The sequence below is a fragment of the Anaerolentibacter hominis genome, from assembly GCF_032380675.1.
GTDB classification, from domain to species: domain Bacteria; phylum Bacillota; class Clostridia; order Lachnospirales; family Lachnospiraceae; genus Anaerolentibacter; species Anaerolentibacter hominis.
On record NZ_JAWDIX010000001.1, the window covers coordinates 1,855,098 to 1,881,182 of the forward strand.

At 46.6% G+C, this 26,085-nt stretch carries 27 protein-coding genes; 26 read left to right on the forward strand and 1 reads right to left on the reverse strand.

Annotation, left to right across the window (positions count from 1 at the left end; genetic code table 11):
• Positions 1–109 precede the first annotated feature (109 nt).
• The 9 genes from ABCW47_RS08610 to ABCW47_RS08650 all read left to right on the forward strand — a co-directional run bounded on the left by ABCW47_RS08610 (position 110) and on the right by ABCW47_RS08650 (position 5,080).
• Positions 110–298, forward strand: a complete 189-nt coding sequence (locus tag ABCW47_RS08610; RefSeq protein WP_343209444.1) for a type II toxin-antitoxin system HicA family toxin — start codon at positions 110–112, stop codon at positions 296–298.
• 24 nt (positions 299–322) lie between these two features.
• Positions 323–715: a type II toxin-antitoxin system HicB family antitoxin gene (locus ABCW47_RS08615; RefSeq protein ID WP_343209445.1), complete on the forward strand. Its 393-nt coding sequence runs from the start codon at positions 323–325 to the stop codon at positions 713–715.
• 391 nt (positions 716–1,106) lie between these two features.
• Positions 1,107–1,322, forward strand: coding sequence for a hypothetical protein (locus ABCW47_RS08620; RefSeq protein WP_343209446.1), 216 nt, complete (start codon positions 1,107–1,109; stop codon positions 1,320–1,322).
• The gene (locus ABCW47_RS08625) at positions 1,322–2,089 is read left to right on the forward strand and encodes a hypothetical protein (RefSeq protein WP_343209447.1); all 768 of its coding nucleotides are present in this window, start codon (positions 1,322–1,324) and stop codon (positions 2,087–2,089) included. The genes ABCW47_RS08620 and ABCW47_RS08625 overlap by 1 nt, the downstream gene beginning before the upstream one ends.
• A 171-nt stretch (positions 2,090–2,260) precedes the next feature.
• A complete protein-coding gene (locus ABCW47_RS08630; protein WP_343209448.1) occupies positions 2,261–3,007 on the forward strand; it encodes a hypothetical protein in 747 nt (248 codons plus the stop codon).
• A gap of 490 nt (positions 3,008–3,497) precedes the next feature.
• Positions 3,498–3,779: a hypothetical protein gene (locus ABCW47_RS08635; RefSeq protein ID WP_343209449.1), complete on the forward strand. Its 282-nt coding sequence runs from the start codon at positions 3,498–3,500 to the stop codon at positions 3,777–3,779.
• An 88-nt stretch (positions 3,780–3,867) separates the two neighbouring features.
• A complete protein-coding gene (locus ABCW47_RS08640; RefSeq protein WP_343209450.1) occupies positions 3,868–4,338 on the forward strand; it encodes a hypothetical protein in 471 nt (156 codons plus the stop codon).
• Between the two features lie 108 nt (positions 4,339–4,446).
• Complete coding sequence (locus tag ABCW47_RS08645; protein WP_343209451.1) at positions 4,447–4,599, forward strand: hypothetical protein; 153 nt, start codon at positions 4,447–4,449, stop codon at positions 4,597–4,599.
• Between the two features lie 208 nt (positions 4,600–4,807).
• A complete protein-coding gene (locus tag ABCW47_RS08650) occupies positions 4,808–5,080 on the forward strand; it encodes a hypothetical protein (RefSeq protein WP_343209452.1) in 273 nt (90 codons plus the stop codon).
• 501 nt (positions 5,081–5,581) lie between these two features.
• Here ABCW47_RS08650 and ABCW47_RS08655 read toward each other — a convergent pair.
• Positions 5,582–6,004 carry a hypothetical protein gene (locus tag ABCW47_RS08655; protein WP_343209453.1) on the reverse strand — a complete coding sequence of 141 codons (423 nt, stop codon included), beginning with the start codon at positions 6,002–6,004 and terminating at the stop codon, positions 5,582–5,584.
• A gap of 379 nt (positions 6,005–6,383) precedes the next feature.
• Between ABCW47_RS08655 and ABCW47_RS08660 the strand changes: the two genes are divergently transcribed.
• The 17 genes from ABCW47_RS08660 to ABCW47_RS08740 all read left to right on the forward strand — a co-directional run bounded on the left by ABCW47_RS08660 (position 6,384) and on the right by ABCW47_RS08740 (position 26,076).
• Complete coding sequence (locus ABCW47_RS08660; protein ID WP_343209454.1) at positions 6,384–10,661, forward strand: ATP-binding protein; 4,278 nt, start codon at positions 6,384–6,386, stop codon at positions 10,659–10,661.
• A 157-nt stretch (positions 10,662–10,818) separates the two neighbouring features.
• Entirely contained in the window at positions 10,819–11,067 is a 249-nt protein-coding gene (locus tag ABCW47_RS08665; protein ID WP_343209455.1) for a hypothetical protein, read from the forward strand.
• Between the two features lie 13 nt (positions 11,068–11,080).
• A complete protein-coding gene (locus tag ABCW47_RS08670) occupies positions 11,081–11,878 on the forward strand; it encodes a phage tail domain-containing protein (RefSeq protein WP_343209456.1) in 798 nt (265 codons plus the stop codon).
• On the forward strand, positions 11,878–14,787 hold the full coding sequence (locus ABCW47_RS08675; protein ID WP_343209457.1) for a phage tail protein: 2,910 nt from the start codon (positions 11,878–11,880) through the stop codon (positions 14,785–14,787). The genes ABCW47_RS08670 and ABCW47_RS08675 overlap by 1 nt, the downstream gene beginning before the upstream one ends.
• Before the next feature lie 59 nt (positions 14,788–14,846).
• Complete coding sequence (locus ABCW47_RS08680) at positions 14,847–15,836, forward strand: BppU family phage baseplate upper protein (protein ID WP_343209458.1); 990 nt, start codon at positions 14,847–14,849, stop codon at positions 15,834–15,836.
• A 1-nt stretch (position 15,837) separates the two neighbouring features.
• On the forward strand, positions 15,838–16,809 hold the full coding sequence (locus tag ABCW47_RS08685) for a hypothetical protein (protein ID WP_343209459.1): 972 nt from the start codon (positions 15,838–15,840) through the stop codon (positions 16,807–16,809).
• 389 nt (positions 16,810–17,198) lie between these two features.
• Positions 17,199–17,984 carry a hypothetical protein gene (locus ABCW47_RS08690; protein WP_343209460.1) on the forward strand — a complete coding sequence of 262 codons (786 nt, stop codon included), beginning with the start codon at positions 17,199–17,201 and terminating at the stop codon, positions 17,982–17,984.
• Entirely contained in the window at positions 17,971–18,324 is a 354-nt protein-coding gene (locus tag ABCW47_RS08695; RefSeq protein WP_343209461.1) for a hypothetical protein, read from the forward strand. Before ABCW47_RS08690 ends, ABCW47_RS08695 begins: the two co-directional genes overlap by 14 nt.
• Positions 18,317–19,654 (forward strand): radical SAM peptide maturase, CXXX-repeat target family, encoded by a 1,338-nt coding sequence (locus ABCW47_RS08700; protein ID WP_343209462.1) that lies wholly within the window; start codon positions 18,317–18,319, stop codon positions 19,652–19,654. The genes ABCW47_RS08695 and ABCW47_RS08700 overlap by 8 nt, the downstream gene beginning before the upstream one ends.
• A 17-nt stretch (positions 19,655–19,671) precedes the next feature.
• The gene (locus ABCW47_RS08705; RefSeq protein ID WP_343209463.1) at positions 19,672–19,980 is read left to right on the forward strand and encodes a hypothetical protein; all 309 of its coding nucleotides are present in this window, start codon (positions 19,672–19,674) and stop codon (positions 19,978–19,980) included.
• A 63-nt stretch (positions 19,981–20,043) separates the two neighbouring features.
• Entirely contained in the window at positions 20,044–21,315 is a 1,272-nt protein-coding gene (locus ABCW47_RS08710) for a BppU family phage baseplate upper protein (RefSeq protein ID WP_343209464.1), read from the forward strand.
• An 11-nt stretch (positions 21,316–21,326) separates the two neighbouring features.
• On the forward strand, positions 21,327–22,037 hold the full coding sequence (locus ABCW47_RS08715) for a hypothetical protein (RefSeq protein ID WP_343209465.1): 711 nt from the start codon (positions 21,327–21,329) through the stop codon (positions 22,035–22,037).
• Positions 22,034–23,095: a Kelch repeat-containing protein gene (locus tag ABCW47_RS08720; RefSeq protein ID WP_343209466.1), complete on the forward strand. Its 1,062-nt coding sequence runs from the start codon at positions 22,034–22,036 to the stop codon at positions 23,093–23,095. The genes ABCW47_RS08715 and ABCW47_RS08720 overlap by 4 nt, the downstream gene beginning before the upstream one ends.
• A 22-nt stretch (positions 23,096–23,117) precedes the next feature.
• Entirely contained in the window at positions 23,118–23,678 is a 561-nt protein-coding gene (locus ABCW47_RS08725; protein WP_343209467.1) for a hypothetical protein, read from the forward strand.
• Positions 23,679–23,811: 133 nt separating this feature from the next.
• Positions 23,812–24,180: a hypothetical protein gene (locus ABCW47_RS08730; RefSeq protein WP_343209468.1), complete on the forward strand. Its 369-nt coding sequence runs from the start codon at positions 23,812–23,814 to the stop codon at positions 24,178–24,180.
• A gap of 220 nt (positions 24,181–24,400) precedes the next feature.
• Complete coding sequence (locus ABCW47_RS08735; RefSeq protein ID WP_343209469.1) at positions 24,401–25,039, forward strand: hypothetical protein; 639 nt, start codon at positions 24,401–24,403, stop codon at positions 25,037–25,039.
• The gene (locus tag ABCW47_RS08740; protein WP_343209470.1) at positions 25,039–26,076 is read left to right on the forward strand and encodes a Kelch repeat-containing protein; all 1,038 of its coding nucleotides are present in this window, start codon (positions 25,039–25,041) and stop codon (positions 26,074–26,076) included. Before ABCW47_RS08735 ends, ABCW47_RS08740 begins: the two co-directional genes overlap by 1 nt.
• Positions 26,077–26,085 lie beyond the last annotated feature (9 nt).

Genomic DNA, 26,085 nt, shown 5'->3' on the forward strand with positions numbered 1-26,085 from the left:
TAATGCAGCAAACGTTTACCAATGGCTTTACGTAATTTTACGTATCTTTTATTGACTTACGTAATTTTATGTAATATGGTAATAATAGATAAGGAGGAGAAACTACAATATGCCGATGACGCCAAAAGAAATGATTAGACATTTAAGGCGAAATGGTTTTGACATTGTCAGCCAAAATGGTTCACATATTAAGCTAAAAAATCCTACAACCGGCAAGCAAACTATAGTTCCTTATCATTCCAGTCCATTAAAAAAAGGATTGGAGCAGGCCATACTTAAACAGGCCGGTCTACAATGAAAGCAACGGAAAAGGAGGATTGTTATGGATAAATTATTCTATCCTGCTGTTTTTCACAAGGCGGAGGAAGGAGGATTCTGGGTTTCATTCCCTGACTTTCCAGAATGCCTTACTGAGGGTGATGATGTAGGTAAATCTTACGCTATGGCTGTTGATGCGCTTGGACTATCGATTACGACAATAATTGCTGCTGGTGATTCTCTTCCTGATCCATCTGATCCTGACGATATTACAGCAGTCGATGGCTTTATCGTATTGGTAGAATTTGACTTGCAGGCTTATAAACGACGCACCTCTTCTGTCGCAGTGAAACGGACTGTCTCTCTTCCTGCATGGCTTGCGACAGAGTCTGAAAGCCGCGGATATAGTTACTCACAAGTGTTGCAAGAAGCACTTCTGCAGAAAATCGGCGGATAAAATGAATATCGCTTTGGATGCTGCCAAAGCGGTTGAGGGAAAATATATCCGAATGTCTCCAGGACATTTACACATCTTTCAGTTGTTATATAAGAAAGCTCAATCTGTTGTATATGAATACTAGTTATATTTGTAAACTTGATTTGTACATAGAAATTGTACCGTCGGTTTTTAATTTTCGAACATATGATCGGTATTCATCAAATCCCGGATGTCCGCTGCAGGCATCCGGGATTTCTGTTTTGTACAATAAGGCGACTCGCGGAGTATCGGCGTTTGTTAGGAACCGAAACCATCCGGACTTCTCCTTTTTCCAAACCGGACTAATTCGTGCAGCGGAAAGGAATGAATCACAATTCAGCAGATAACAAAACGCGAATGGCAATATGCCATGGACCAGTACGGGCAGCTTCCCTGTGTCCGTACGCGGCACGGCCGTATCTATGTAAAAGATGGGGATGCGCTTCGGATCTGGAAGGAGCTGGGGCTCAATAAGAACAAGTTCTCTCAGCTTGAGAAGGACTTTCAGGAACAGAATGAAATGGCCAGAACGTATTGCGCCGCTTCCCGTTCTTTCCAAAGAGAAAGGACGGCAGAGATATCATAATGAAACTTACTTATTTTGACAAGATCTCCTGTGAGCCGCTGGTTCTTACCGGTATTGGCTCCATCTGTTCTCCCCGTCTGCGGGATATCAGCCGGCTTGGACTTGATACTTACAATCTCTATCTCTCCTGTCTTCTTATGTCGCCGCGCAACTATTACGATATGAAAAACCTTTCTTCCTTCTATGAGTCAATGACAGAAGAAGAACAGGCAGAGCAGAATCTGTTTGATCTGGTCACGGCTGATCCAGAACTGTGCCCGCTCTATGAACGGGTGCTGAACTTTTTCTTTCTGGAAGAGATTCGCTATCATGCCGAATACAACGTGTTTCTTTCCTTCCGTGCTGCACAAAAGGGAGAAGAAGAGCCGGAAGCGGCAGGCATCATCCGGCGGGAAAATTTTGATGAGATCGCTGATCTGATTCTCCAGCTGAACTATATCGCCGGAAAAGCAGAACAGCCTGCAAAGGTAAAGAATAAGAAAGCCTCGGAAATATTGAAAAAACTCCAGAAAGGCCGGGCTCTTAAGCCACAAAGCAAAGAAGATGCGGAAAAAATGGATCTGGGCAACATTATTTCCTCTCTGGCTTCTTATCATAAATCCCTTAATCTCATCAATATCTGGGATCTGACCGTCTATCAATTGTACGATCAATTCTACCGCCAGAATAATAACAACGTTTATGACATCCAGGCCATGAGTGTCTCAGCCTGGGGCGATAAAGAAAATCACTTTGCCGTGGACGGCTGGTTCCAGCCTCTGCGCTGACAGGTGGTTCGTATCGTGTCAGAAGCTTCTTCGGCTTATTATCACAGATACCCTGGGGCTGTTGCTGCAGTCTGCAGGGGCCATTATGCAGCAATACTGCGCACTTCGCAGTAAAAAACAAAAGCCATCGGCTTATCATCAAAAACTTGAAACAAACAAGGAGGATCTACCATGACAAACACTAATATTGCTTCCAGAGAAGTATGTGACTTAATCTTTGAAGATTTTTTCACAAAAAAACCGGTGTTAAATGTTGACTACGCCAACGTGGTAACAACCGAAGTAACCGGTGAAACCGTATTTGCTTACGGCGGCAAAGGCCATGCAAAACGTATCGCGTTCTACGGCGAGAAGGGCGGTACCATCAGCTTTGAATGTCAGATTCAGCCATTCAAACTGTATGCTCTGTTAAGCGGCGCTGATATCCAGAATACAGCCAGCTTCTTAAAGAGAGAGGTTCTGACTGCTGCGGAAGGCAAGCTGACACTGACTGATACACCTGCAGCATCTGACCGCGTAAATGTCTTCCCGGCAGACGATGACTGCGGCGCTGCTGTTGCTGTTACCGTATCCGGCAAGGAAGTTACTCTTCCGGAAAGCAGCACTGGAAACTTTGTCGCATATTACATGGTGACAAAAACTTCCGGCGTACAGAGAATCAATCTGAATGCCAATACATTCCCGAAGACTTTTGCTGCCTATGCATCAACTGTTGAAAAGAGTGAGGCAGATGAGCTGCTTCCTTACAAAATGGTTGTTTATAAATGCGCTCCGCAGACAAACTTCACACTCTCCTTCTCCAACAGCGGCGATCCGGCTACCCTTACCTTTACCGCTGATCTTCTGACCGACGATCAGGGCAATATGCTGGATATGATTCTGCTGGAGGCTGAAAACGGAGCTTCTGCTGAGGCCTAAGCCATTTGGCACTAACTTTCTTCTCTGATTTTTTCTTCCTTTCTTATCTGTTCTGAGATAAGATTCTCTGATTAACGGACGATCCCACTTCTTCCTGGATCGTCCGGCGCTGATGCGTATGAGCGGCGGCGCATGTATTGTGGATTGTTTTTGAACGCTTTGTACCGTCTGCACGATACAGACGGTACAAAGAACGCTGATTACAGTTCTGTCCGGCCGGCAGAACTGTTTCACATAGATTTCCGGGAAGCTTAAAAATCAGCTTCCCGGCCTCCGATTCATAACAAGCAGACCGGTTTTCCGGGCTGTCTTGTACTGGGGAACAGACTTTCACAATCCATGAAAGACTGTTCCCTTTTTTTATAACACAGGAAAGTCCTCCAAACTTCTCTGTGTTATAAAAAAACCTCCGGGGATCGCACTGCGGCGGAAAGGAATCGTGTTGCCAGAGCAACCCGCCGCAGGCGGAGAATCCCGCAAGCGGGATTCTTTGATTTCATATAGTGATTACTGCCTCCTCCCGATGAAAGGACTGATATTGATTAAATTTACAACGCTTGAGGAAGCTGAACAGTGCTACGGCAAAGAAAACCTGGTCCGTATCACCAATATCCGGCAGCTCCTCTTCTACTGTTCCAATGGGGTCCAGCCCAAACTGATTATCGAGGGCTACGACCATAAAATTGTCGGCGTCTATTTAAAGCCGGAAACCGACTATGTCTGGAAGCGCTGGCTTGCCGGACGCCCGGACAAATCCAATCAAAAAGGATAACTGCAAGAAAATAGACCTGTTTGTGCAGAAGCGTCATAAACAGTATTTATCGCAATCTCAGCAAAAACGCTTCGGAATGGAGATTATAATGACTCAGATTATTTCCTATACGGACAACGGCAGATCCTGTACCTGCCAGCTGACTCTGCCGACGCTGTCCGTCATGAACTCTTTTGCGGAAACCGTTGCCGCACACATTATGCAGAATGATTATTCTCCTGTCCTGGAGGATTTCTTCTTTGATTATAAATTGCTGGAACTATTAACTGACGTCTCACTTCCGGAAGATCCCGATGAGGCCTATGCCTATCTCGCCCGCACCAATCTGGTGGCTGCGGTAAAAGAAGGAATCCCCGACCCGTCCCTCATTCACAGCCTGAAAAATAATGTACAAAAGAAGGTCTCCTACCTGAAACAGAAAGCCATCCATGCTTCTGCTATGGACGACCTGTTGATTTCTATCAATGACTATATCCGCGATCTGACCTCCAAGCTTTCCGAACGCACGCCCGATGAAATCCGCCAGTCCCTTGCTTCTGCCCAGGCAGAAAAAGAATAAACCCTAAGTTCGTACCGTTTTATAGGACAGCAGATGTTGTACACTCATTCTAAACAGTCGGAAATGCCTGTTCTCAGGCTTTCAGGGAAAAACCGGGAGGGTATAAGTATGAAACCTTATAAAAAAGTCATTGTACTGGAAATCGACGGATTTGAATCAAAGATTATTGACGAAAGAAATATGGCGGAGGACGCGGATGTGGAAATCTTCCGCAGAAAGTATCCGGCGGACAATCAGGTCATTCTCATTGTCTATATGTAAAAAGCCGGTCTCCTCTTTCAGAAATGTCCGGCACTTTATGTCAGGCATAGCAAACGACAGCACGCTTCGCGAGCCGTCTTGTTGCAATGGTACCGGAGGCCATTTAAAAGAGCGGCCTCCGGTAAAACATAACAATTCATCACTTGTACTTATGTACAATCATACATATTAACCGTTATCTCACAATAAAGGACGGTGATTTTATTTTATGGCTACAATCGACGATAAAATCGTTCTACGGCTGGATGTCCCGGCCACCACAAAAGCCATTAATGCAGATTTAAAACTGGTTCAGGGAAAGTTGAATCCGATCCAGATTTCTACGAAAGTGGATACCAAGGGTTCAAAACACTTTTCCAACATGATCAGCCAGTTAAAGGAAATAAATACACTCATTGCCATCGTAGAAGACAGTATGGATGGCAGGAACGTTGGTAGACTCGCGATTCAGCAGAGTTTCTTGGATTTTAAATATGCCTGACCTATCATGTCATACAGGAATCGTTGTATGACACAAATGGGAACACCCTTGCGTTCTAAAATAAGTAGGGATGGGTTATATGGCCTGCCAAGCAGGCACTGCGTTCGCAATCCGCAGTCTGGGACGTGCATAGAGAAGGATAGGGCTACGGTAGATTGGCCGAAAGGCAAGGCTACAAGATGCAGCGATAAAAGTCGGTAAAAACATATTCTTCGGTTTCTGGGCGTAAAGTCAAAGAGCCACATTCCACTCATTCTAGCTTTGGAAAAGGCACTATCAGCAGATAAATCACCTAAGTCAATCTGATATGGTGAAATCTCAACGACTACCATCCATCCGGAAATTGTTACGATAAACAACTCCGGAACGTATAGTCTAAGCTGGCAGCGGAAATGAGCCGCTGTTTTGATTGCAGCAAACGTTGGTTCACATTGTGTACCAACGTTTGCAAAAAAATCTGCCTGTGAGGAGTACACAGGCAGTAGGGAGATGTATGTATTGTCAATCAACTTTTTTACCACAGTTGTTACAGATAAGATCTATTTTATTAGTGTAAAATCCGGTTAGAATGTTCCATTTTCGACGGACAGGGGTAAATTGATCACAGCCACAATAGGGACAGGTACGATGTTTAATTCTGTTTAATTTTCGAAGATCTTCTTCAATTTTAACCTTATCTCGTTTCCTTCGATCCTCCAAATACTGTAAGCGTTTTTCCCAGGCATCTGGATCATATTTCTCAAGCGGTTGAAAATCTGAGACAAACCTTGCCGCCTGTTCATCATTCATCGAATAATATTCCCCGGCTGTTAAATTTGTTCTTATTGCTGTTTCACCACAAATCAAACATTTGTTATTTTTTTTATCTATTTCTCTTGATCCAAAATAACCACACTTCGGACAAATACAAAATATTGTTGGCATTTATTTCACCTCCGCAATTATATCACAATTATTATATGACGATAACGTTATTATAACTTATACAATTACTTCGATCAATAGCTAGATATTTAATCCAAGTTCACTAGGGCCATTAAAGAAATATACTAAAAGTATTACTTCTTTAATTCCAGATGATATAGATTTAACATTAGATAAATTTAATCGTAATCTATTAAGTATTGATTCTACACAATTTCAGGATCTCAATGGAGACCTCCAGTCTTATCTATTAAGTGCTAAAACAGGCACAGCCTCCATTGAAGAGTTTAGAAGCCACATCGAAGGACTCAACCCACCTACCAAAGCTGCCACCATCGCTTCCGGTCTTCTCTCCTCCGCTCTCACCACCGGAGCCTTCATGCTGGCCTCCAAGGGTATCGAGTTTCTCTCCGAACAGCTCTACAACTATATTCATCGTAATGAAATCGCGATCGCCAAGGCTGACGAACTGAATAACGCCTTCCACGAACAGTATCAATCTACCACTTCCAACTTGCAGACGGTGCAGAGTTTATCAGAAGAATATGCTCTTCTCTCCCAGCAGGTGGATGCAAATGGCAACAGCCTGACACTTTCTGCGGACGAGCTGCAGCGCTACCATGACATTACCAACCAGATCTGCGATATGTTTCCTTCTCTGCGAAAAGGATTTGACGAAGAAGGTAACGCCATTGCCGATAAAAACACTCTGATTCAGGAGTCGATTAATCTGCTGAAAGAACAGCAGAAGTTACAGCTTTTAGATCAGACCTCCAATGAGAGCAATAGAACGGTTATTAAAGGCGTTCTGGCAAAACAGGAGGAAGCTAAAAAAGAAGCTGGTTCTTATGCCACTAAGACAGCCTCTGCTTTTTATGATGCTGTTGTAGAAAAAGAATATGGTGGTGAAATTCCATTTCCTTCAATAGAGGAAATAGCAGAATTTGCTAAGCGTTTTGACCTTTCTACAGAGAATCTTCAAGGCGATATGTATACGTTAGGATCTGCAGGTGCCTTTCGGGAATTAATAGAATCGGAAGAAAACGCTTTAAAGATTACGGAACAGCTATCCGATACAACATCAGATGCCTATCAGATGATAAACGGTACGGCTGCTATGGACGACGCCACTCGTTCTCTTTATCAATATACGGCAGCTATGCGTTCTTCAGAACGATCCGCATCTGAATTTAACCAGCAGGCTCTGATAAATGTTCAAGCGACCGAAGCCTGGGAACAGATGGGGGACTCTCAGAAAACTTTCCTCACCAATTATATTGATTCGATTAAGTTACAAGGCGGGGAAACTCAGTCCGAAATGCAGAAAATTCTTGATTCTGTCGTAGACTTTTCGAATCTGACAATGACTTCTACTGATTTCCAGGACTATTTCCGTCTACAGGAAAATATGGATCAGATTCCCGTAGAGGAATTACGGGAACAGCTTCACACTATCATTGAGAAAATTCTGTCTGATCCTGCCCTATCAGATGAACAGAAAATCACACTGCAGGTTGCTTTGGGAGATTCTCTTTCCGACACCGACGAAAATCTTGCATCTATCCGCACCAAACTTTCCAAAAAGGGGTTTTTCTATGATGATATCATGGAATGGACCAGGGGAATGGATGCCGATGACATTGAAATTGCCTATTCCATTATTACCGATCCCCATAGCAGCTTCTCCGGTTTTGATGAACTTCGAAACGAATTCAATAAAACAAAGAAAATCCTCGATGATCCCTTACACATCGATATGGATCAATTGAATGAAGTGACTCAAGAAGTATCCCGGAATCTGGATATTGCGAGAAATTCTTCAGATGACATAGGTGCAGTAACCGATGCCGTAAATCAGAAATTTGCTCTGAATGCCAGTCAGATAGATGAGCTTTCCAAACGTTATCCTGGCCTGGAGTCAATGACAATAGCAACGGCAAATGGTTTCTATTTAGAGAAAGGTGCAATAAATTTAGTAAATGGCGCCGTTACAAATCTGAAGACTGCCTATGCTGCTGCACAGGCTGCCATGTCAAAGATTTTAACAAATGAAGTCTTACAGCGGCTTAAAAACATGCGTATAGAATTGTCTGGAATCAAGACGCTTGCACAGGCTCATGATGTCATTGCGCAGCAGGAAGCTGATTTTGTCGATGAAAATGGTATCAATCCAGGTCATATAGATCCTACAGATAGTTTTATAGGCAAAGATACTAAAAGTACGATCTTACTTGCTGGACTACTTGGAGAGTATGAAACCGAACTAGATAACCAAATCAAATCAATTGATACAGGTAAAGTTCCCGGCGGTGGTTCCGGTTCTTCTTTTTCCGCCGAAATCAACTGGATTGATATAAAACTAAAACGTCTTCAGGAAACAGCCAAAGAAACCAAACAGGCGCTGGAAGACGCTTTTACGATCCAAGGCCAAAAGACAGCCTTCTCTTCTTATCTCTCAGCTTTGAATGATCAGATCAAAAGCTATGAGGATATTGTTTCTAAGTACGACAAAGAATTGAAAAAGATCGGTCTGGACAAAAAGACGATCAAAAAGATTGAGGAAGGCTCCATTGATATCACAAAATACTCTTCCGGAGATAAAAAGCAGTACGAAAAGATCCAGAAGTATATGGATCTGTATGATAAACAGAAATCCGCGCTGGAGCAACTGGCTGAACTGGAAAAAAGCATACAGGCAGCATACAAAGAATATTTTGATGGTATTCAGGAACTCTACTCCCGCAAATCCGACTTAAACTCCGCCAAGCAGGACCGTATCCAGGCAGAGATCGATCTGGCAGAATCCAAAGGGATGCTGGTCAGCGCTTCCTACTATAAGACCCTAAGCAGTCAGACAAAAGCAGAGAGAGACCGCCTGGTCAAGGAAAAAGAGGATCTGGAAGCAGCCCTGATGCGGGGCGTGGCGGACGGTTCGATTAAGAAAAATTCCGAAGCCTGGTATGAGATGCGCACGGAGATCATCAATGTCGGCACAGAAATCACCAACTGTGATATCTCTCTGGCCGAATTCCAGAAGAGCATCCGGGACTTTGATTTCAAGATGTTTGACCGCTTCCGCAGTACGCTGGGACAGATTACGGATGAATCCTCCCTCCTCCAGAACCTGCTGGGCAGTAAGGACAGCTTCGATGAAAATGGAAACTGGACCGATGCCGGTAAGACAAAGGCAGGCCTCTATGTACAGGACTATGATACCTTTATGGCATCGGCCAGATCCTATGAAAAGCAACTGGAAGATCTGGAGAAGAAGCGGAAAGAAGGGATGGGGGAAGAGGAGTATTTTGAACAGCACAGTGAGCTGATTCAGGGATACCAGGAATCCATCCAGGCGGCCAATGACGCCAAGCAGTCCATGCTGGATCTGGCAAGAGAAGGAATTCAGGCCCAGATCGACGCCATGAATGAGCTGATCTCCAAACAGAAAGAAGCACTCCGCCAGGAGAAGGACAATTACGAATATCATAAGTCTGTCACCGACAAGCGGAAGAACATTGCCAAGCTGGAGAAACAGCTCAACGCGATCTCCGGGGATGACAGCCTGGAAGCCAGAAAGCGCAGGAAACAGCTGGAACAGCAGCTGGCGGACGCCAACGAAGATTATTCGGATTTCCAGTACGATCACAGTATAGAAACCCAGGAACTGGGACTGGATGCCACCCTGGAAGCTTACCGGGAACAGATGGAGAACTATTCCAAGGATACCGGTAAGCTTTGGGCCGATTCGGTAGGTATGATCCAGTCCAATTCCTCTGTCATCGCTTCTACGATTCAGTCCACTGCCCAGGAGGCCGGCTATAAGGTCAGCCAATACATTACGGATGCCTGGAAGGGTGGAACTGCCGCGGTCAATGGTTTTGCCAGCAATCTGACCGATAAATCCGGAGGTATTCTGGGTGTCATCGCTGCCATAGGCCAGGGCATCAAGGATATGGTAAAAGAACTGGAGAAAGTCCAAAGTACAACCGGTATCACCTCTGATTACAACATGCCCGATACAGTACAACGTATTATGGGCGAGAAATCGGAGAAAAACAAAAAGGCATCCAAAACCGGCATGAGCTCGCTCAATAAAGAAATCATCGATGCCGGATATAAGTCACTCTCCCACAAAGATATGGTGGAACTGGCAAATGCCTTCGGTATCTTGAATAATGAAGGCAAGACGATCACCCTGAAGGATTTTGACGACAATGAGATAAGCCGTGCTTATAAAAATCTTATTGCTAAAGAACTTGCAAACCTTGGTTATATAACCCACTACGGCATCACCGGCTTCCCGGGCGGCGGCATTCTCACCGGTTTAAAGAGCATTCCTGCTGCCAACGGCGACGACGCGCTTATCACGGCCAAAAAGGGAGAAACAGTCCTCACTGATGAATTTACCCGCCTGCTGCCGCAGACGGTAGAGATGATGCGGGCATTTACCTATCGGGATACGGTTGCAGCCTTTTCTCCTGATTCCCTTCCGGTTCAGAGCAGTTCTGTCACATTCCAGCAGCCGCTGGTTGTTGTGGAAGGCAACGTGACGGAGGATGTGATGCCGGATCTGAAACAGGCGGTCAATGACAGCATCAATCAGACATTTGCAAGAATCAATAACTCAGCCTACCGAATGGGCCGCCGTCTGCAGAACTAGATTACCCTCAAAGCCCATACGGCTTACGCTGTATGGGCTTTGCCGACTGCGATACAGTTTCGGTTTCACACGGATTTTCCCGCTGCCGGTATTGATCCGTCTGGCGGCATCCATAACAATCGAAAGGAGTTCATGCCCTTCTGCATGAAAATGATATATGACCAGAAAACAAAAACTGCTCCTGCTGATGCAGGAAAATGATATGTTAAAGCGCCGGATCGCGGAAAATACCGGTCCCGACGCAGAAGATTTAAAAGCCTCCCTTCAGACCATGATGAACGAATATGATGAACTGATCGGGGAGGTAAAACGAATCAAAAAGGAACTGGAGGATGAACAGAGGGAAACCCTGCTGGTAATGAACGAGTGCAGGGAGATCCGCAGACATCTTGACCAGGCACAATAGGAGGTGACCGCTTTTGATTCAGGCAATGGATTTTACATATGACGGGATTTCTTCGGAAAGCTATCACATCCTGCTCTGTAAGATAAACGAACACAATCTGGTGGAGACACTCTCCGCGGGCTCCGCTGTGGAACTTACCACGGCGAAACCTGCCAGAGCCAGGAGCTGGTCCTATTTGGGCCAGCAGTATACCTCTCCCATCGAATTTGATATCACCATCGCAAAGAAGGATTTCTCCCCTATCTCCGAGGCGGAACAGGGGCTTTTAAACCGGTGGCTGATCCGCACCGACGGCTACAAGATGTTTCAGTTTCAGTCCGATGAATATGCGGACATCGCATTTTTCGCCACAGCCACAGAATCCACCAACGTATCCATCAACGGTCACTACGGCATGACGTTCCACATGGTGTGCAACGCCCCCTTTGCTTTTAAATCTAAGGAGACCGAGTACGTCATTCCCTTTGACGGGAACGATACGTTTCTGCTTTACAACACCTCCGACGAGGTGGGGGATCTGGACCCATGGATGGAAGTTAAAGTGGAACAGGACGGGGACCTGGAATTTACCAACGCTCTGACCGGGGAAAAGACGCTGATCCGCGACTGTGTCCGGGGTGAAATATTGTCGATCGACAGCCAGAACCGCAAGCTTTCCTCCTCCACCGGCCGGATCGTGCTGAATGACTTCAATTTTATCTGGCCGAAGCTTGCAAAGACCTATCAGAGTGAAGAGAATCTTCTCTCCTGCTCTCTCCCCTGCACGGTCACACTCCGTTACCGTGAGATCCGAAAGGTAGGTGTCTGCTGATGGCAACTGCCCCTGTAAATCCCGGCGGACGGGCAAATCTGCTTGATCCTGCCGGGCAGCTCAAACTGCCGGATCTGTATCTGGCCGCGCCGGATAAATCCTTTCTCTATGACGGAGCCCTAAGCGGCGTCACCGATCTGACTATCACCCGGAAGTTCAATGATATGGACGAGATTTCTTTTACCATTCCCAAGTATCTTAATAACCAGCCGAATGCCCCTTATGACGATATCGAAGAGCTGATGCTCATTCTCGCCCCGGGTTACGGCTGGTATAAGCTGAAATCTCCCATTACCAATGACGGCATCAATGAGGTAAAGACGGTATCCGGCTATTCCCTGGAATGTGAGCTGGCGGAGGTCTATCTGGTCAATCTGGAAGTCAATTCCGGGGATATCGACTACGACGAATATAAGACAATCAAATTCTATAATCCCCTGGACACAGAAGCCAGCCTGATGAATCTGGTTCTGGACAATGTCCCGCAGTGGTCCATCGGACACATCGACCTGGCACTCCAGGACAAACAGCGTACCTTCGATGTGGATGAGCAGGACATTTACAGCTTTCTGACCGGGGATGTCTCGGAGGCGTTCGGCTGTATTTTCCAGTTTGATTCCTTCAGCCGAACCGTAAATGCCTATGAAAAAGACAACTACGGCCGTGATACCAACATCTATGTGGATCACAAAAATCTGGCGAAGGAAATCACCGTTAACGTGGACGAAAGCCAGATCAAGACGGTCTGCCGGGTCCGCGGTGCGGAAGGAGTGGACATCGGGGAAATCAATCCGGTGGGAAACAACCGGATCGTCAACTATAACTACTATCTGCCCCGCATGTCAGAAGGCCTCCAGGAGGCCATGCAAAGCTATCAGGCGGTCTATGAAGCGCTCCAGACTCCCCATCAGGAAGTCATGACCCGCATCCAGGCACTGGTAGACGAACTGGAAGAACTGAGAAAGCGCGTCCCGGAAAAACCGAATTCAACCAACTGGGAAGAATACGGCCTGGATGCACTGCAAATACAGGTGGACACCTGCCAGGGCAAGGAAAATACCCTTACTATGGTGGGCTACGGGGATGTCAACGACCCGAAATATAATCTTTATCTGGAAAATCACAATCTGCTGCTGACACTCCAGGCCCAGCTGAAAATCCGTCAGGCTCAGGCAGACGACGTGTACACCCGCTATGAGAGCGCCAGGGCCGACCGTCAGAAGATCATCGACCAGCTGAAGCTGGATCATTTTCTGACTGAGGAGGAATGGAAGGAGCTGTGTACCTACAACCGGGAATTTACCTACACCAATGAGAATTTCACCCTGAATGATCTGGACGGGGATTCCGACCGATTTGAAATCGAACAAGAATTGCTTCAGGCCGCAAATGAAGAGCTTGAAAAAGCGTCCAGGCCCCAGTACACCATTTCCACCACTCTTCTCAACCTGTTTTCCATCCCGGCGTTCCGGGATGTGGCGCCCGACTTTGAACCCGGCAATTTTATTTATCTGGAAGCAAGCAAAGATTTTGTCAGCAAACTGCGCCTGCTGGAATATAGTATTTCGTTTGATAGTCCGGAGGACATTTCTGTCACCTTCTCCGATGCGATCCGCTGCCATGACCTCTACTCCGATTTTGCCAGTATTCAGGCTCAGGCCTCTTCCACCGCCACCAGCTTAAACTACAGCAAGTCTTCCTGGAATAAAGCCGACAAGGTCAGCAACCTGGTCTACGATACCATCAAGAACGGCCTGGATACAGCCAAAACCAATATCCTGGCCGGTGAAAATGAAGAGCAGGTCTTTGACCGGCACGGGCTCACCCTGCGATCCTGGAACGAGGAACGGCAGGATTACGACCCGGATCAGATCAAGATGATCAAAAACCTGATCTGCTTTACCGATGATGACTGGGAGTCGGTCAAAATGGCACTGGGCAAGGTTACCATCGACAATGAACCGGTCTACGGCGTCATCGCCGACGCTCTGATCGGACGTATTTTCCTGACTAACACCCTTCGGGTGGAAAATGAAAACAGCTCTGTCGCCATCGACAAGGACGGGGCTATGTTCAAGAACTGCGATATCACCATCCGACGCGGGGAACACACCATCAAGCTGAATCCGGAGGAAGGAATCACAATCGCCAGAAATAACGAAGTGGTTTTCCATATCAATTCCAACGGCGATCTGGTCATGAAGGGAACCATCCATGCAGATGCCGGATACATAGGGGATACCACTCTGGTGGACCGGAGGCTGATCGGCGGCTACATCAATGCCGAGACCTTCTACTCCTCCGCCTACGGCTACAATGACGACTCCCACAAATACGAAACCAACTATACCCAGATCCAGGGCGGCAACGTGATCATCCACGGAGCCGACAACTATTTGCTGAATTCCGGCACCTTTTACAGTGATACCGAAGAAGGCGAGACCGTTCCCTACGATGCAAATGTACGGATTCTGAACGGAACCATTCTTCTGAAAGGGCGAAACGGCTATATCCGGGGAATGGTGAATGGAAGCGGGTACTACAAGATCATCGGCATCTCGGAGAAGTCCAATATCGTCATCGGGCATAACAAAGATATCAAACATGGCTACTATATGGGAGAAACTGCCAATACAACTGGTTTTCTTGGGCCGCTGAATATCAACATGTATGCCAGGGATTTAGATATAGATGCAAATAATTCTGTAAAGATCTCTGCTGCACGGGGAGATTCAAAGCTGACAATTAACAGTAATATAGATATCACTTCCGGGAATGTAAGCCTGAAAGGCAATACCCTAAAAATCGGCAATCAGGAAATGGCTACAAAGGATGATATTTCAGGTCTGCAGAGTGAAATCGCATCCCTCCGCGCTCTGATCGGCAGCATGTCCCGTCCCACCGAATAACAACTAATCCATTTCACAACTGTAACCCAATCATTATTTTCTAAGAAAGGAGGTAAATCATGCTGGAATCATCTCAAAATATCCGTCTGGATATCAGTGTAAGCCCTCAGCCGGCTTTTATCACCCTGCATCAGTACGACATCCATTCCAGGTTTGTTTACGTGACGGTCACGGACCACGGCAGAGCGGTACATCTGCCCTCCACGGTCCATGCATTTTTAAAATACGGCAGAAAAGACGGTACCTTCGCTCTCACTGACTGCGACATTATAGATAACGTGGTCATCGTGGAAATGACAGAGCAGATGCTCTTTGTGGACGGCGCCGCCGAATGTGAAGTGGTCCTGTATGAAGGTGCCCACGACGACGAAGGAATCGTCGATGGGACAGCATACGCGTCCCAGCATTTTACCGTAATTATAGATGACTCGGTCCATGACGGCACCCATATTACATCTACCGATGAATACTCGGCGCTGATCCACGCCTTAATCAAGGCGGAGGCGCTGGCCAAACTGACAGGGGAGGCCAGAGAAGCCGTCGACCGTGCCAATATAACCATAGATTCCGTAATCGAACGCTTTACTGTTATCGTTTCGGAGCATGAAACCATGCTGGCCCGGGGCGAGGAAGTCATCGAGCGGTGCGAAGCCGCGATCCTGCGCTGTGATCAGGCAGTTTCCGATGTCACCGCCGCCGGGGAAAGCTTTGCAGAGGCAGAGCAGAAGCGCGTGGAGGCAGAGGAAGCCCGCACCGCCAGCGAATCAGAGCGGAATCTCCGCGTGGATCTGGCGCTGGAACGGGTTAATCAGGCAGCCGCCGATGCAGAAAGTATCGTAAATAAAACCGGTATCCTGCTGACCAGCGACAAGGGAATCCCGGGCGGCGTAGCCGAACTGGACGCGGCCGGCCGTGTTCCCTTAAGCCAGATGCCGGAAGCTCTTGATCCCGATGCTCTCGACTCAGTTCCCAGAATCATCCGTTCGGAATCCGAACCGGAAGTGATCCGTCTGGGCGACTTCTGGCAGCAGCTATTAATGGAGGTGTAACGTGAGTTATCCCATAGAAAAAATACGAAATCACATCAAGACAGAATCCGGCTATCTGACCGAACATGCGGAAACCTCCGCGGACATTACCTTATATACCCCCGGAGGGGAAAGCACCTTAACTGACACTACGGTGAAGGCCGCGCTGGATAGCCTTGGGAAACGTACCGACAGGATTTTACTCTATGAGGAACCTGCCGGGGAACCATCCTCTCAGGTCCGCACGGTGCGGAACCGGGAGGATCAGGCCATCTACCCGGAGACCTTACTTTCCGCGGTGAAAAAGGACGATACACAGACCGCCCAGGAATATATCGACGGACTGGCGGCAAAGACGGTTGCCGGTTCCCAGGGCGTACATGGAATCCGCTATTTTGCGGACAGTCTGGAAGTCTATCAGAATCAGACATGGATGCCGGTAACGGTATCCGGCGGAGAAAATCCAGGAGGAGACAGCGGAAACTCCGGCGGCAATTCTGGCAGCGGCTCCGGCCTTCTGCTGGGCGGCAGCCGGCTGTCTGAATCAGCTGTCTATACGGATGTTTCTGCCAATTATCCGACTATTCATCACACCTATTCCGATCAGGCAGCAGAACTTTTCTCTGTTTCCCTGCCCTCTCTTCTCTTCGGCCGGTATGCCGTTCTGCTTCGATTGAAGCTGTCAGGAAATACCTTGGCGCAAACGGCATTTACCGTACAGACCTCAGCAGGCAGTACACCCTTAAGTCAGGCAGCGGTATCATTTTCCGACATCCCCGCTGCCGGCGACTATGTAACCATCGGGTTTGTATCCGATTATAAGGGGAGCTCTCAATCGGAGAATCCTTTTGGCATCAAACTGACCGCGGCAGGCGGCAGCGCCCTTTCCGATATCACACTGGACATCGACTATCTGCTGGTGAATTACGCCTATACGGCTGTCACTGCATTTCCCATGACCGCGGTGCCCGCTGACAGCAGTGAGGAGGGCTGACGCTATGGATTTAAGTGTATTAAGCAGCGAAGACCTGAACCGTATCAAAGAAAAAGTAAAGAATGAGATGAACCGGCGTTCCGGCTATGGAAATCTCTCTTCGTACGGAAGTTCCGCTTATGACTTTGAGCACAGGCCGGGAAATGGCACACCCCTTTATACAGAATATAATACCAAGGTGGACAAGCCCCTTTTACAGGTAGCTGATTTTAGAAAAGGGGATAATTCCTTTCCGGTCAACGGCAGCCCGGTCAGGGATCTGAAAGAAGCGGAGGAATTTGCAGACCGGCTTCAGACAGAAACGATGGACGGGGCCTCTTCTTCCTGCCGCGGCGCCTGCAGCGGGCTCTGCGCCGGTATGTGCACCGGAACCTGTGCAGGAGGCAGCAGTGCAGCATTCTCGTCCGGTTCATCCAGCGGCGGCGGAAGCGGAAGCGCTGGCTGCGGAGGTTGCTCCGGATCATGCGGTACCGGATGTGCAAGCGGATGTTCTGGCTGTTCCGGATCATGCGGAAGCAGTTGTTCCAGTACGTGCAGCGGCAGCTGTTCCAATGTATGTGAGGGCTGTTCTTCTGGCTGCGGAGGCTGTACCGGATCGTGCAGCAGTTGTTCCGGTTGCGACGGAGGATGTTCCGGCGGGTGTTCTGGCGGATGCTCCGGTGGAGCCAATAAAACCTGCTCTGGCTGTACCAATAGCTGCGGCGGCTATTGCGCTAGCAGTTGTTCCGGTTGTTCCGGATGTTCCGGATGTGGAGGCTGCTCTGGTTGTTCCAACAGCTGTGGTGGCTGTACACAGTCCTGTTCTACCTCCTGTGGATATGACTGTTCCCAGAACTGCGCCAGCAATTGTTCCGGTTGTTCTTCCTGCGGCGGATGCAATGGTTGCTCCGGATGTTCCGGCAGCTGCTCGGGTGGGTGTTCCAGCTGTTCCGGCTGCTCCGGGTGTTCGGGAGACTGTTACGGAGGATGCTCCGGCAACTGTTATACCGGATGTTCCGGCAATTGTAAGGCGGACTGTACAACAACCTGCTCCGCCACTTGTACAGCTACCTGCTATACCAGCTGTTCCGCTACCTGTTTCGGACAGGCAGCTTCGGTTCAGGGTTAAAAAGGAAGAATTGTATCAAATCCACAATATATTAAAGGAGAAAAATCAGAGATATGAAGAAATTTAAGATAGACATTAATCAGGAAACCGTCAACTATATGCAGAAACTGGCCTACGAAGTAGGGGCCAGACAGGATGTCATCGGCAACCTGCTGGAATTACATAAGTTTGATACCGATACCAGCCTGTTTGACTCCGTGCCGTTTCGGGCCTATACGACTCAGCTGGCGGAGGTGAAAGCAGAATATGAACTCGCCAAACAGGAACTGCAGACCCGCTTTATCCCGGAAGAAGTACAGGCGCTGCCCCATAACTGGGAACTGAATTTTGCCACAAATGATCTTGTCATTACTCTCATGCAGGATGCAGAAATCACACTGGCAGAAGGGATGAGCGTTCTTGAGTAAACGAAGGAAACTAGAGCAATACCAGGACATGCTTTCCCGCCTCTATCCGGACTACAACGCAAATACTTCGGAACGGTGCTTAAGCCGTACGGTTACCTTCCAGACCTCCGACGCCTGCAATCTGGCCTGCAGCTATTGCTACCAGATCAACAAAGGCCATCGCCGGATGTCCTTTGACACGGCAAAGAAATTTGTGGATCTGCTGTTGAGCGGGGAAAAGGGAATGTCAGACTACATCCGTCCCGATTTTTCACCCGGTATCGTACTGGAATTTATCGGCGGGGAGCCGCTTCTGGAAATCGAATTGACCGACCGGATCATGGATTATTTTCTGGAACAGGCCATCGAGAAAATGCATCCCTGGGCGACCAACTATATGATCAGCATCTGCTCTAACGGAGTGCTGTATTTTGACGAAAAGGTACAGCGTTTTCTCCAGAAACACAAAAACCATATGTCCTTTTCCATTACCATCGACGGGAACCGGGAGCTCCATGACAGCTGCCGCCTGTTTCCCGATGGCAGGCCCTCCTATGACCTGGCGGTGGCCGGAGCCAATGACTGGATTGCCCGGGGCAATTATATGGGCAGCAAGATCACCGTTGCACCGGAAAATCTGGCCTACCTGTATGACGCAATTGTCCATATGGTCGATCTGGGCTATGACGAAATCAACGCCAACTGTGTCTATGAAAAGGGCTGGGAGTCCCATCATGCCACCGAATTTTACTGGCAGCTTAAGAAAATAGCCGACTACTGGAATGAGCATGATCTAGTAAACAGCCATTACTGCTCTCTCTTTGTGGAGAATTTCTTTCAGCCCAAGGCGGAAACCGATCTGGATAACTGGTGCGGCGGGACCGGCTTTATGCTCTCCTGCGACCCGGACGGCTACCTCTATCCCTGCATCCGCTATATGGAAAGCTCTCTGGGGGCAGATCAGCCCGCCATGCGGATCGGGCACGTGGATACCGGAATCGGGACTAGCGTCCATGAGGCGGAACGCATCCAGTGCCTGAAATGTATCGACAGGAGAAGCCAGAGCAGTGACGAATGTTTCTCCTGTCCCATCGCGGAGGGCTGTTCCTGGTGTTCCGCCTACAACTACCAGGAATTTGGCACCCCGGACCATCGGGCCACCTACATCTGCGATATGCACAAGGCCAGAGCTCTGGCCAATTATTATTTCTGGACCACCTATTATAAAAAACACGGTCTTCCCTGTACGATGAAACTTTATGTGCCGGAAGAATGGGCCCTTGCTATACTTCCAAGAGAGGAATGGGACATGCTGTGCGCTATGTCTCCGGAAGCCGTGGTCACTGTTTAACCGAAAGGAGAATTTTAATGAAAGTAATTTTAGCAGACAATACCGACATTACCGTAAGCAGCGTTGACCGCCAGTTAAATCCTGCGGTCAGCAACGATTTTCGTCTGGAACTGATCATCCGGGACGCAAGTATTTCCCCGGAATATCTAAAACAGATTTTGACACCGGCCAACTGTGCCCGGATTACCGTGGAGAGCAATACGGCCCGGGAGGTCATTGAAGGATACAGCAATGTGGAAATCATCACCCAGCGCATCACAGACTATGATTATCAGATCAGCGTCAGACTAATGGCCTCAGAGCCCCAGGCTCCCACTGACATCTAATGATCCGGGACGAGCGGCCGCACTCCTGCGGCCCTCTGCTCCCGACAGAAAGGAGGTATTTCCTTGTTACAATCCTTTGATCGTATGCATCTGGACTTAAGTACCCGTCCGAAATACGAATATCTCAATGTCCATCAGTATGATAAGAATTCCCGCCTGCTCTACATCCAGGTGACGGATGACGGCAAGCCCGTCACCCTCTCTCCCATCGCCAAAGCCATGATCAAATGCCGCAAGGCGGATGGAAAACAGATCTTAAACGACTGCCAGATCAACGACAACATCATCACGGTGGAGCTGACCGAGCAGATGCTGGTGGCGGACGGCCCGGCGGAATGTGAGGTAGTCCTCTATGAAGGATGGATGGACGACAACGGCAAGGTGATGGGCTCCGCGATCGCCAGCCAGCACTTTAAGCTGAATGTGGAGAAATCCGTCCACGACAGCTCCCAGATCGAGTCCCTTCCGGAATACACCACCCTCACCAATGCGCTTGTAAAATCAGAGGTGCTCTTCACTCTGGCCGAGCACACCGAGGACATGGTAAATCAGGCCACGGAGGTCTTCGAACAGCTGGACGAGAAGGTAACTGTCTTCATCACCGAAACAGAAACCATCATCGCGGACGGCCATGCCATCATTGACCGCTGCACTACAGCCGCGGAGGCCACAGAAGCCACCAACGAGGCCGTGCAGACAGCTGAAGCTCTCCGAATCACCGCTGAAACCGGTCGGGTAACTGCTGAAAATCAGCGCGTGGAATCTGAAAATGCCCGTGCCGCAGAAGAAGAAGCCCGCGCACTGGCCGAAACAAGCCGTGTGGATGCGGAGACATCCCGCGTTGCTGCAGAAGTCAGCAGAGTGCAGGCCGAAGCCGACCGTGTAAAAGCAGAAAAAGCCCGGGAGGCAGCCGAAGCAGCCAGAGAACTCTCCGAGGAAGCCCGCAAAACAACCGAATCCCTCCGGGTCAGCGCTGAGATCTACCGTGCCCAGGAGGAAATCACACGTTCGGAAAATGAAGCTCTGCGCCAGGAGCAGGAGGCCAAACGCCAGACAGACACTGCCGCAGCCGTGGAGGCTGCAAATACGGCGGCAGACAACGCCGACCAGGCAGCGGAGCGGGCCAATACCGCCGCTAAGGTGGCGGAGGACATGGTGGACGGCTTCGGCTTCATCCCCCTGACCCAGAAAGGGGAACCGGAAGGCGTCGCCACCCTGGATGATACCGGAAAAGTCCCAAAAGATCAGCTGCCGAAAACCGGCACCGGCATTTACCTGTCTCCCACCGTCCCCGAAGGTATGGAGCTTAACGAACACTGGTATGAAGTGATTTAGGAGGTGATGAATTGTTAATAGAAAAATACAGAGACAAAATAAAGGTCGCAAATACCGGCGTCGATGATGAAGATTATAAGATTCTTCACCCGGAAACCTCAGCCGACGTAGTACAGACAGAGACCGGCGAAGACGCAGAAACACGCCTCCCCGTCAAAGTGACCCTGGATGAGTGGAAAGCACTGGCTGAGCAGAGAGATCTGGATGAGGCCGCCGGGAATATGGAGGCCGTGGAGAAGTTTGACCAGACGACGTTTATCGTCACGGATGACTATGGGGATGGAACGGCGCAGAGTTCAGAATTCATAAAGCTTTCCTCCTATGCCGAGTGGGAGGAAAAGAAAGCGGCGGGAGAACTGAAACCTGGCAAATACTATGTCACACCGGACAGCGAGTCCTCCTCTCTCATTGACGATGGAGCGGCAAGAAGTGATAAGACCTACTCCAGTAAGAGGATTGAGGAAATAATCTCAGCCACCAGGCAGTATGACAATATTTCATTTACGCTCGATGCTGCAACACCCTCTTATCGTCTGGAAGATCCCTGGATCACCCCACAGACATTTGCATTTATCACGTTATCGGATTCCAGTATATCAATAGCAAAGGAATCGGGTCTGACCGCCGAAACAGTTCAGGGCGCCCTTTTATTCTCCGCTCAAAAATTGCCCCAACAGGAGATACTTTGTTCCGTCCTATTAGTGAAAGGAGCTAATGAATGAAAGCAATGTTAAATATCAATACAACGGATACGTCTGGTTCTTTCACACAGATCATGAGCAAAACCAGCAAGGTGAAAGAAAACTATGTAAAATTAACGGATCTTATCGATGATTTTTATTGGGGAGGTATGGTTCTCTATCATAATCAAATTCATTTATTTGGTGGTGGTAGTGAATATAAAAGACATGATGTATGGGATGGAACTTCTTGGACAAGGGTTGATAACCTACCATATGATATTTATGAAAATAAAGCCATAGTTTATAATGATGAAATTCACTTGTTAGGTAATTTTTCTATGCAAAATCCAGTAAATCACTATAAATGGAATGGAGAATCTTGGATTTCGGTCGGTACATTACCCTATGCCTTTATCGATGCGCCAGCTATTATATATAATAATGAGATTCACATTTTAGGGAGCAGTCACGATAGTGCAACAAGTTCAAAGCACTATAAATATGATGGTTCTGCATGGACTTCTGCAAGCACGCTACCCTATCCACTTTATGGTGGTGCTGCTGTCGTTTATAATGATGAGATTCACGTCTTGGGTTGTACAAGTAATGAACACGGTACAAAACATTATAAATTTAATGGCTCAAACTGGACATCGGTAAGTACACTACCTTATAACTTCAACTATGGTTCCGCAGTAGTATATAATGATGAAATTCATATCTTTGCTGGCGAAAAAGACAAAAGAAAGCATTTTGTTTTCAATCCAGAAAATAATACATGGGTAAATAAGCCTCCTATTCCATACGCATTTTCCTATGGATCTTTAGTTTCAGATGGAGAAAAATTATATCTTGCAGGGGCTATCTCAGATGTAAGACAAGATTCTAAGAACTTTTATACCTTCTATGAATCACAGGATATCTCATTCTGTCTCCCGAAAGATACAGAATTAATAGCAGTTAAATCCTCTTATTTAGAAGCAAGTAATTTATCAGAAACCGAATCTGGATACAAAGTAACAGAAACAGGAAAGGTTACAATGACTGGAAATATTGTTTCACCTGATTTTGGACTGCTGACCATAATTGGGTCCTGATGGCAGAAAGGTAGGTGGAACGATGATACTTGATGATCAAGGCGCAGTTGCCGGATTGGTCAAAAATGCGGAGCTGGTTGATTATGATAATGCCAGCTCTGGACTAACCGCTGATACCGTGCAGGGAGCGATTGATGAATTAAAAGTGAAATCTCATATGCACGAAAATGTTGATGTATTATCGGGTATAACAAACACTAAAATTAATCATTGGGATACCGGATACATAAACAGTATAGAATTAAATAATAAGGTCTCTGAATTAAGTGCAAAAGTGCACACCACTGATGTCGAGCTAGAAGAAATGAAAAATGATATCTCTGGTAAATCAAACAGACCTGAAGTTATCTCGTATACTTTGACTTCTTCGGGATGGACTGGCTCTGCTCCTCCCTATATATACCAGATTACTGGATATGATGGCAAACTCCTAACTGCATTTATCGATAGCTCTGCTATTACAACAGCCCAGTTAGACACTATAATGTCTGCCAACATACAGGGAACTGCTGCGACAAACGCTCTATACTGTTGGGGAGATAAACCAACAATTGATCTTCCAATTGCACTGGAAGTCCAATAGTAGCTTAGTAAAAATATATTGCATATCATTAATACACACTCTCACCAAGGGATGCCGAAATACTATGCGTAACAGACCATTAAATTCGAATGTTAATCACCATCTCTAAACAAAGACAAACAGGAGGAACACAATGCCGATTCTAAGTAATCTGCCCGTGGAAGGAATAAAATATGCTACCGGAACTTATAGTCTGAATGTCGATTCTTCACAGCAAAAAACCTATACTATTCCCTCAAACATAGGTTTTGTGCCAGACGAGTTGTATGTTCGATTAAGCTCTTTTTATTGCGGAAATGCTGTAGGAAGCGCATACGGAAGCAATTTCTGGACTCGATCAGATCGTACTATGAAGTTTTCAAATGAAGAATCTAGTAATTATGCTGGGGTCAACTTAAGCGGTATAACAGATAAGCAATTTAAGATAACACTCTACACTTATCAAAGTGGTAATATTTCTAAAGGAACTGTTACAGTTACCTGGGTAGCTTTGAAGTTTTAGCAACGCGTATGGACTATGAAGGGTATTGGGGTTAAACAAATACACCTGTGTTTCTGCGAGCTTATGGCTCATAAAATAAGAATTTACAATAAATAAAATTTGTAAAAATCTAATTAGAGTTCTATACCCAGTATATTTTTGACTAAACTAAAAAGATATTTATTTACTAGCAATCAGACACCTTTCCTCAGGATGTCTTCTTTATAATAGAGGGATATATATGTCAATAAAAATAGGTAAAAATACCGTCTCTGGCTCTTCTTCACCCACTGCCAGATCAGAAATAATAAAGCTCAACTCTTATCAGGAATGGGAAGATATGAAAATAGCCGGAACCTTAGCAGATGATAAATACTACGCAACTCCCGAATCCGATGCCACTGTCCTAATTGATGACGCAGCGGTAAGAACTGATAAAACATATTCCAGTAAAAAGATAGATGAGATCAAGGGTGATTTAGACACAGCTATTCAGGCCGGAAAGACTAACATAACTACTCTTGCCTCTCGTGTTGATTCAGCAGAGACTTCTATTGCCGGACTTATCGGAACTGTCAATGCTGTTAATGAGAAAGTAACCACTCTACAGACAAAAGTTTCACAGGTAACGACTCTACAAAAGCTCTATTACAATCAAGCTATTCCAATTGACGCCTCTACCCTCTTCTATCGTTTATCTGACGAGTGGATTACAGATAAAACATTTGCCAATATTGTATTGACCAGTGAGAGTATTCCAATAGCTCAGGTTGCCGGATTAAAAGCACACACAGAAAATGGAGCTATTGTATTTAGGGCAGAAAAAGTTCCTGCTGGGAGTATAGTTTGTAATATTACATTGACGAAAGGGGTGGCGTGATGGACGCAGTAATGAATTTCAGTACAGGTGGAGGTACTGGTGGGATTGCAAAGATTGAGGGACGTATAACCAAAGAGTATATTTCTGCTATAAATGTAGGAGATTTACCATATTGTTTCTATAGTGGTTCTGTTATAGTTTGGAACAACGAGATTCATGTTTTAGGTGGTTCTGCGAGCACTATCAAACACTACAAATATAATGGTTCTTCTTGGTCTTCAGTAAGTACATTACCTTTTAAATTTGTTAGTGGCTCTGCTATTATATATAATAATGAGATTCATATTTTAGGTGGTGGTGGTGATTCTTCAAGCTACACAAAACATTACAAATTTGATGGAACTTCATGGACTTCTGTGAGTACATTACCCTACAATTTTTATCAAGGTTCTGCCGTAGTATATAATGGTGAAATTCGTATTTTGGGTAGCGGGATTAAAGTCTTCGATCAATACCACTATAAATTTGATGGTACTTCATGGTCTTCTGTGGATACATTACCTTATGAGTTTACAGGTGGATGTTCCATATTATTTAATGATAATATACATATTTTGAGCAGTTCCCGTTCAAATGCAGAAACCCTTCATTATTCTTATAATGGTTCTTCTTGGATCGTTGAACCAGATTTGCCTAATAGCCTTAACAATATCTCTGTTGTAGTATGGAATAACGAAATACATTTATTTGTAAGCGATAGAGATTTTACAGATCATTTTAAATATAACGAATCATGGGTAAAATTAGCTCACTTTCCATTCAAAAGTGGAGATAATTCTGTAGTTGTATATAATAATATGATTTATGCATTGGACACTTCATCCACAAGTAATGCATTCTATAGCATTGTCTATGTAAGTGATTATCTATATTATCTTCCCAAATCCACCAAATTCATTATGGATAAAGCCGCATGTGCTCAAACAGAAAACCTTACGGAGACAGATACTGGTTATGAAGTAACCGAGACAGGGCGAGTTGTCTTGACACTTATTCCTGACCATGAAAATTATGGACTTATTACTATTACTAACTAATGGCACGTG

Excerpts from the sequence above, each read along its gene's own strand:
- ABCW47_RS08660 (WP_343209454.1), top strand. The coding sequence starts at position 6,384 with ATGCTGGCCTCCAAGGGTATCGAGTTTCTCTCCGAACAGCTCTACAAC.
- ABCW47_RS08680 (WP_343209458.1), top strand. The coding sequence starts at position 14,847 with ATGCTGGAATCATCTCAAAATATCCGTCTGGATATCAGTGTAAGCCCT.
- ABCW47_RS08720 (WP_343209466.1), top strand. The coding sequence starts at position 22,034 with ATGAAAGCAATGTTAAATATCAATACAACGGATACGTCTGGTTCTTTC.
- ABCW47_RS08675 (WP_343209457.1), top strand. The coding sequence starts at position 11,878 with ATGGCAACTGCCCCTGTAAATCCCGGCGGACGGGCAAATCTGCTTGAT.
- ABCW47_RS08610 (WP_343209444.1), top strand. The coding sequence starts at position 110 with ATGCCGATGACGCCAAAAGAAATGATTAGACATTTAAGGCGAAATGGT.
- ABCW47_RS08705 (WP_343209463.1), top strand. The coding sequence starts at position 19,672 with ATGAAAGTAATTTTAGCAGACAATACCGACATTACCGTAAGCAGCGTT.
- ABCW47_RS08725 (WP_343209467.1), top strand. The coding sequence starts at position 23,118 with ATGATACTTGATGATCAAGGCGCAGTTGCCGGATTGGTCAAAAATGCG.
- ABCW47_RS08655 (WP_343209453.1), bottom strand. The coding sequence starts at position 6,004 with ATGCCAACAATATTTTGTATTTGTCCGAAGTGTGGTTATTTTGGATCA.
- ABCW47_RS08630 (WP_343209448.1), top strand. The coding sequence starts at position 2,261 with ATGACAAACACTAATATTGCTTCCAGAGAAGTATGTGACTTAATCTTT.
- ABCW47_RS08640 (WP_343209450.1), top strand. The coding sequence starts at position 3,868 with ATGACTCAGATTATTTCCTATACGGACAACGGCAGATCCTGTACCTGC.
- ABCW47_RS08625 (WP_343209447.1), top strand. The coding sequence starts at position 1,322 with ATGAAACTTACTTATTTTGACAAGATCTCCTGTGAGCCGCTGGTTCTT.
- ABCW47_RS08615 (WP_343209445.1), top strand. The coding sequence starts at position 323 with ATGGATAAATTATTCTATCCTGCTGTTTTTCACAAGGCGGAGGAAGGA.
- ABCW47_RS08650 (WP_343209452.1), top strand. The coding sequence starts at position 4,808 with ATGGCTACAATCGACGATAAAATCGTTCTACGGCTGGATGTCCCGGCC.
- ABCW47_RS08730 (WP_343209468.1), top strand. The coding sequence starts at position 23,812 with ATGCCGATTCTAAGTAATCTGCCCGTGGAAGGAATAAAATATGCTACC.
- ABCW47_RS08735 (WP_343209469.1), top strand. The coding sequence starts at position 24,401 with ATGTCAATAAAAATAGGTAAAAATACCGTCTCTGGCTCTTCTTCACCC.
- ABCW47_RS08740 (WP_343209470.1), top strand. The coding sequence starts at position 25,039 with ATGGACGCAGTAATGAATTTCAGTACAGGTGGAGGTACTGGTGGGATT.
- ABCW47_RS08620 (WP_343209446.1), top strand. The coding sequence starts at position 1,107 with ATGGACCAGTACGGGCAGCTTCCCTGTGTCCGTACGCGGCACGGCCGT.
- ABCW47_RS08695 (WP_343209461.1), top strand. The coding sequence starts at position 17,971 with ATGAAGAAATTTAAGATAGACATTAATCAGGAAACCGTCAACTATATG.
- ABCW47_RS08645 (WP_343209451.1), top strand. The coding sequence starts at position 4,447 with ATGAAACCTTATAAAAAAGTCATTGTACTGGAAATCGACGGATTTGAA.
- ABCW47_RS08665 (WP_343209455.1), top strand. The coding sequence starts at position 10,819 with ATGACCAGAAAACAAAAACTGCTCCTGCTGATGCAGGAAAATGATATG.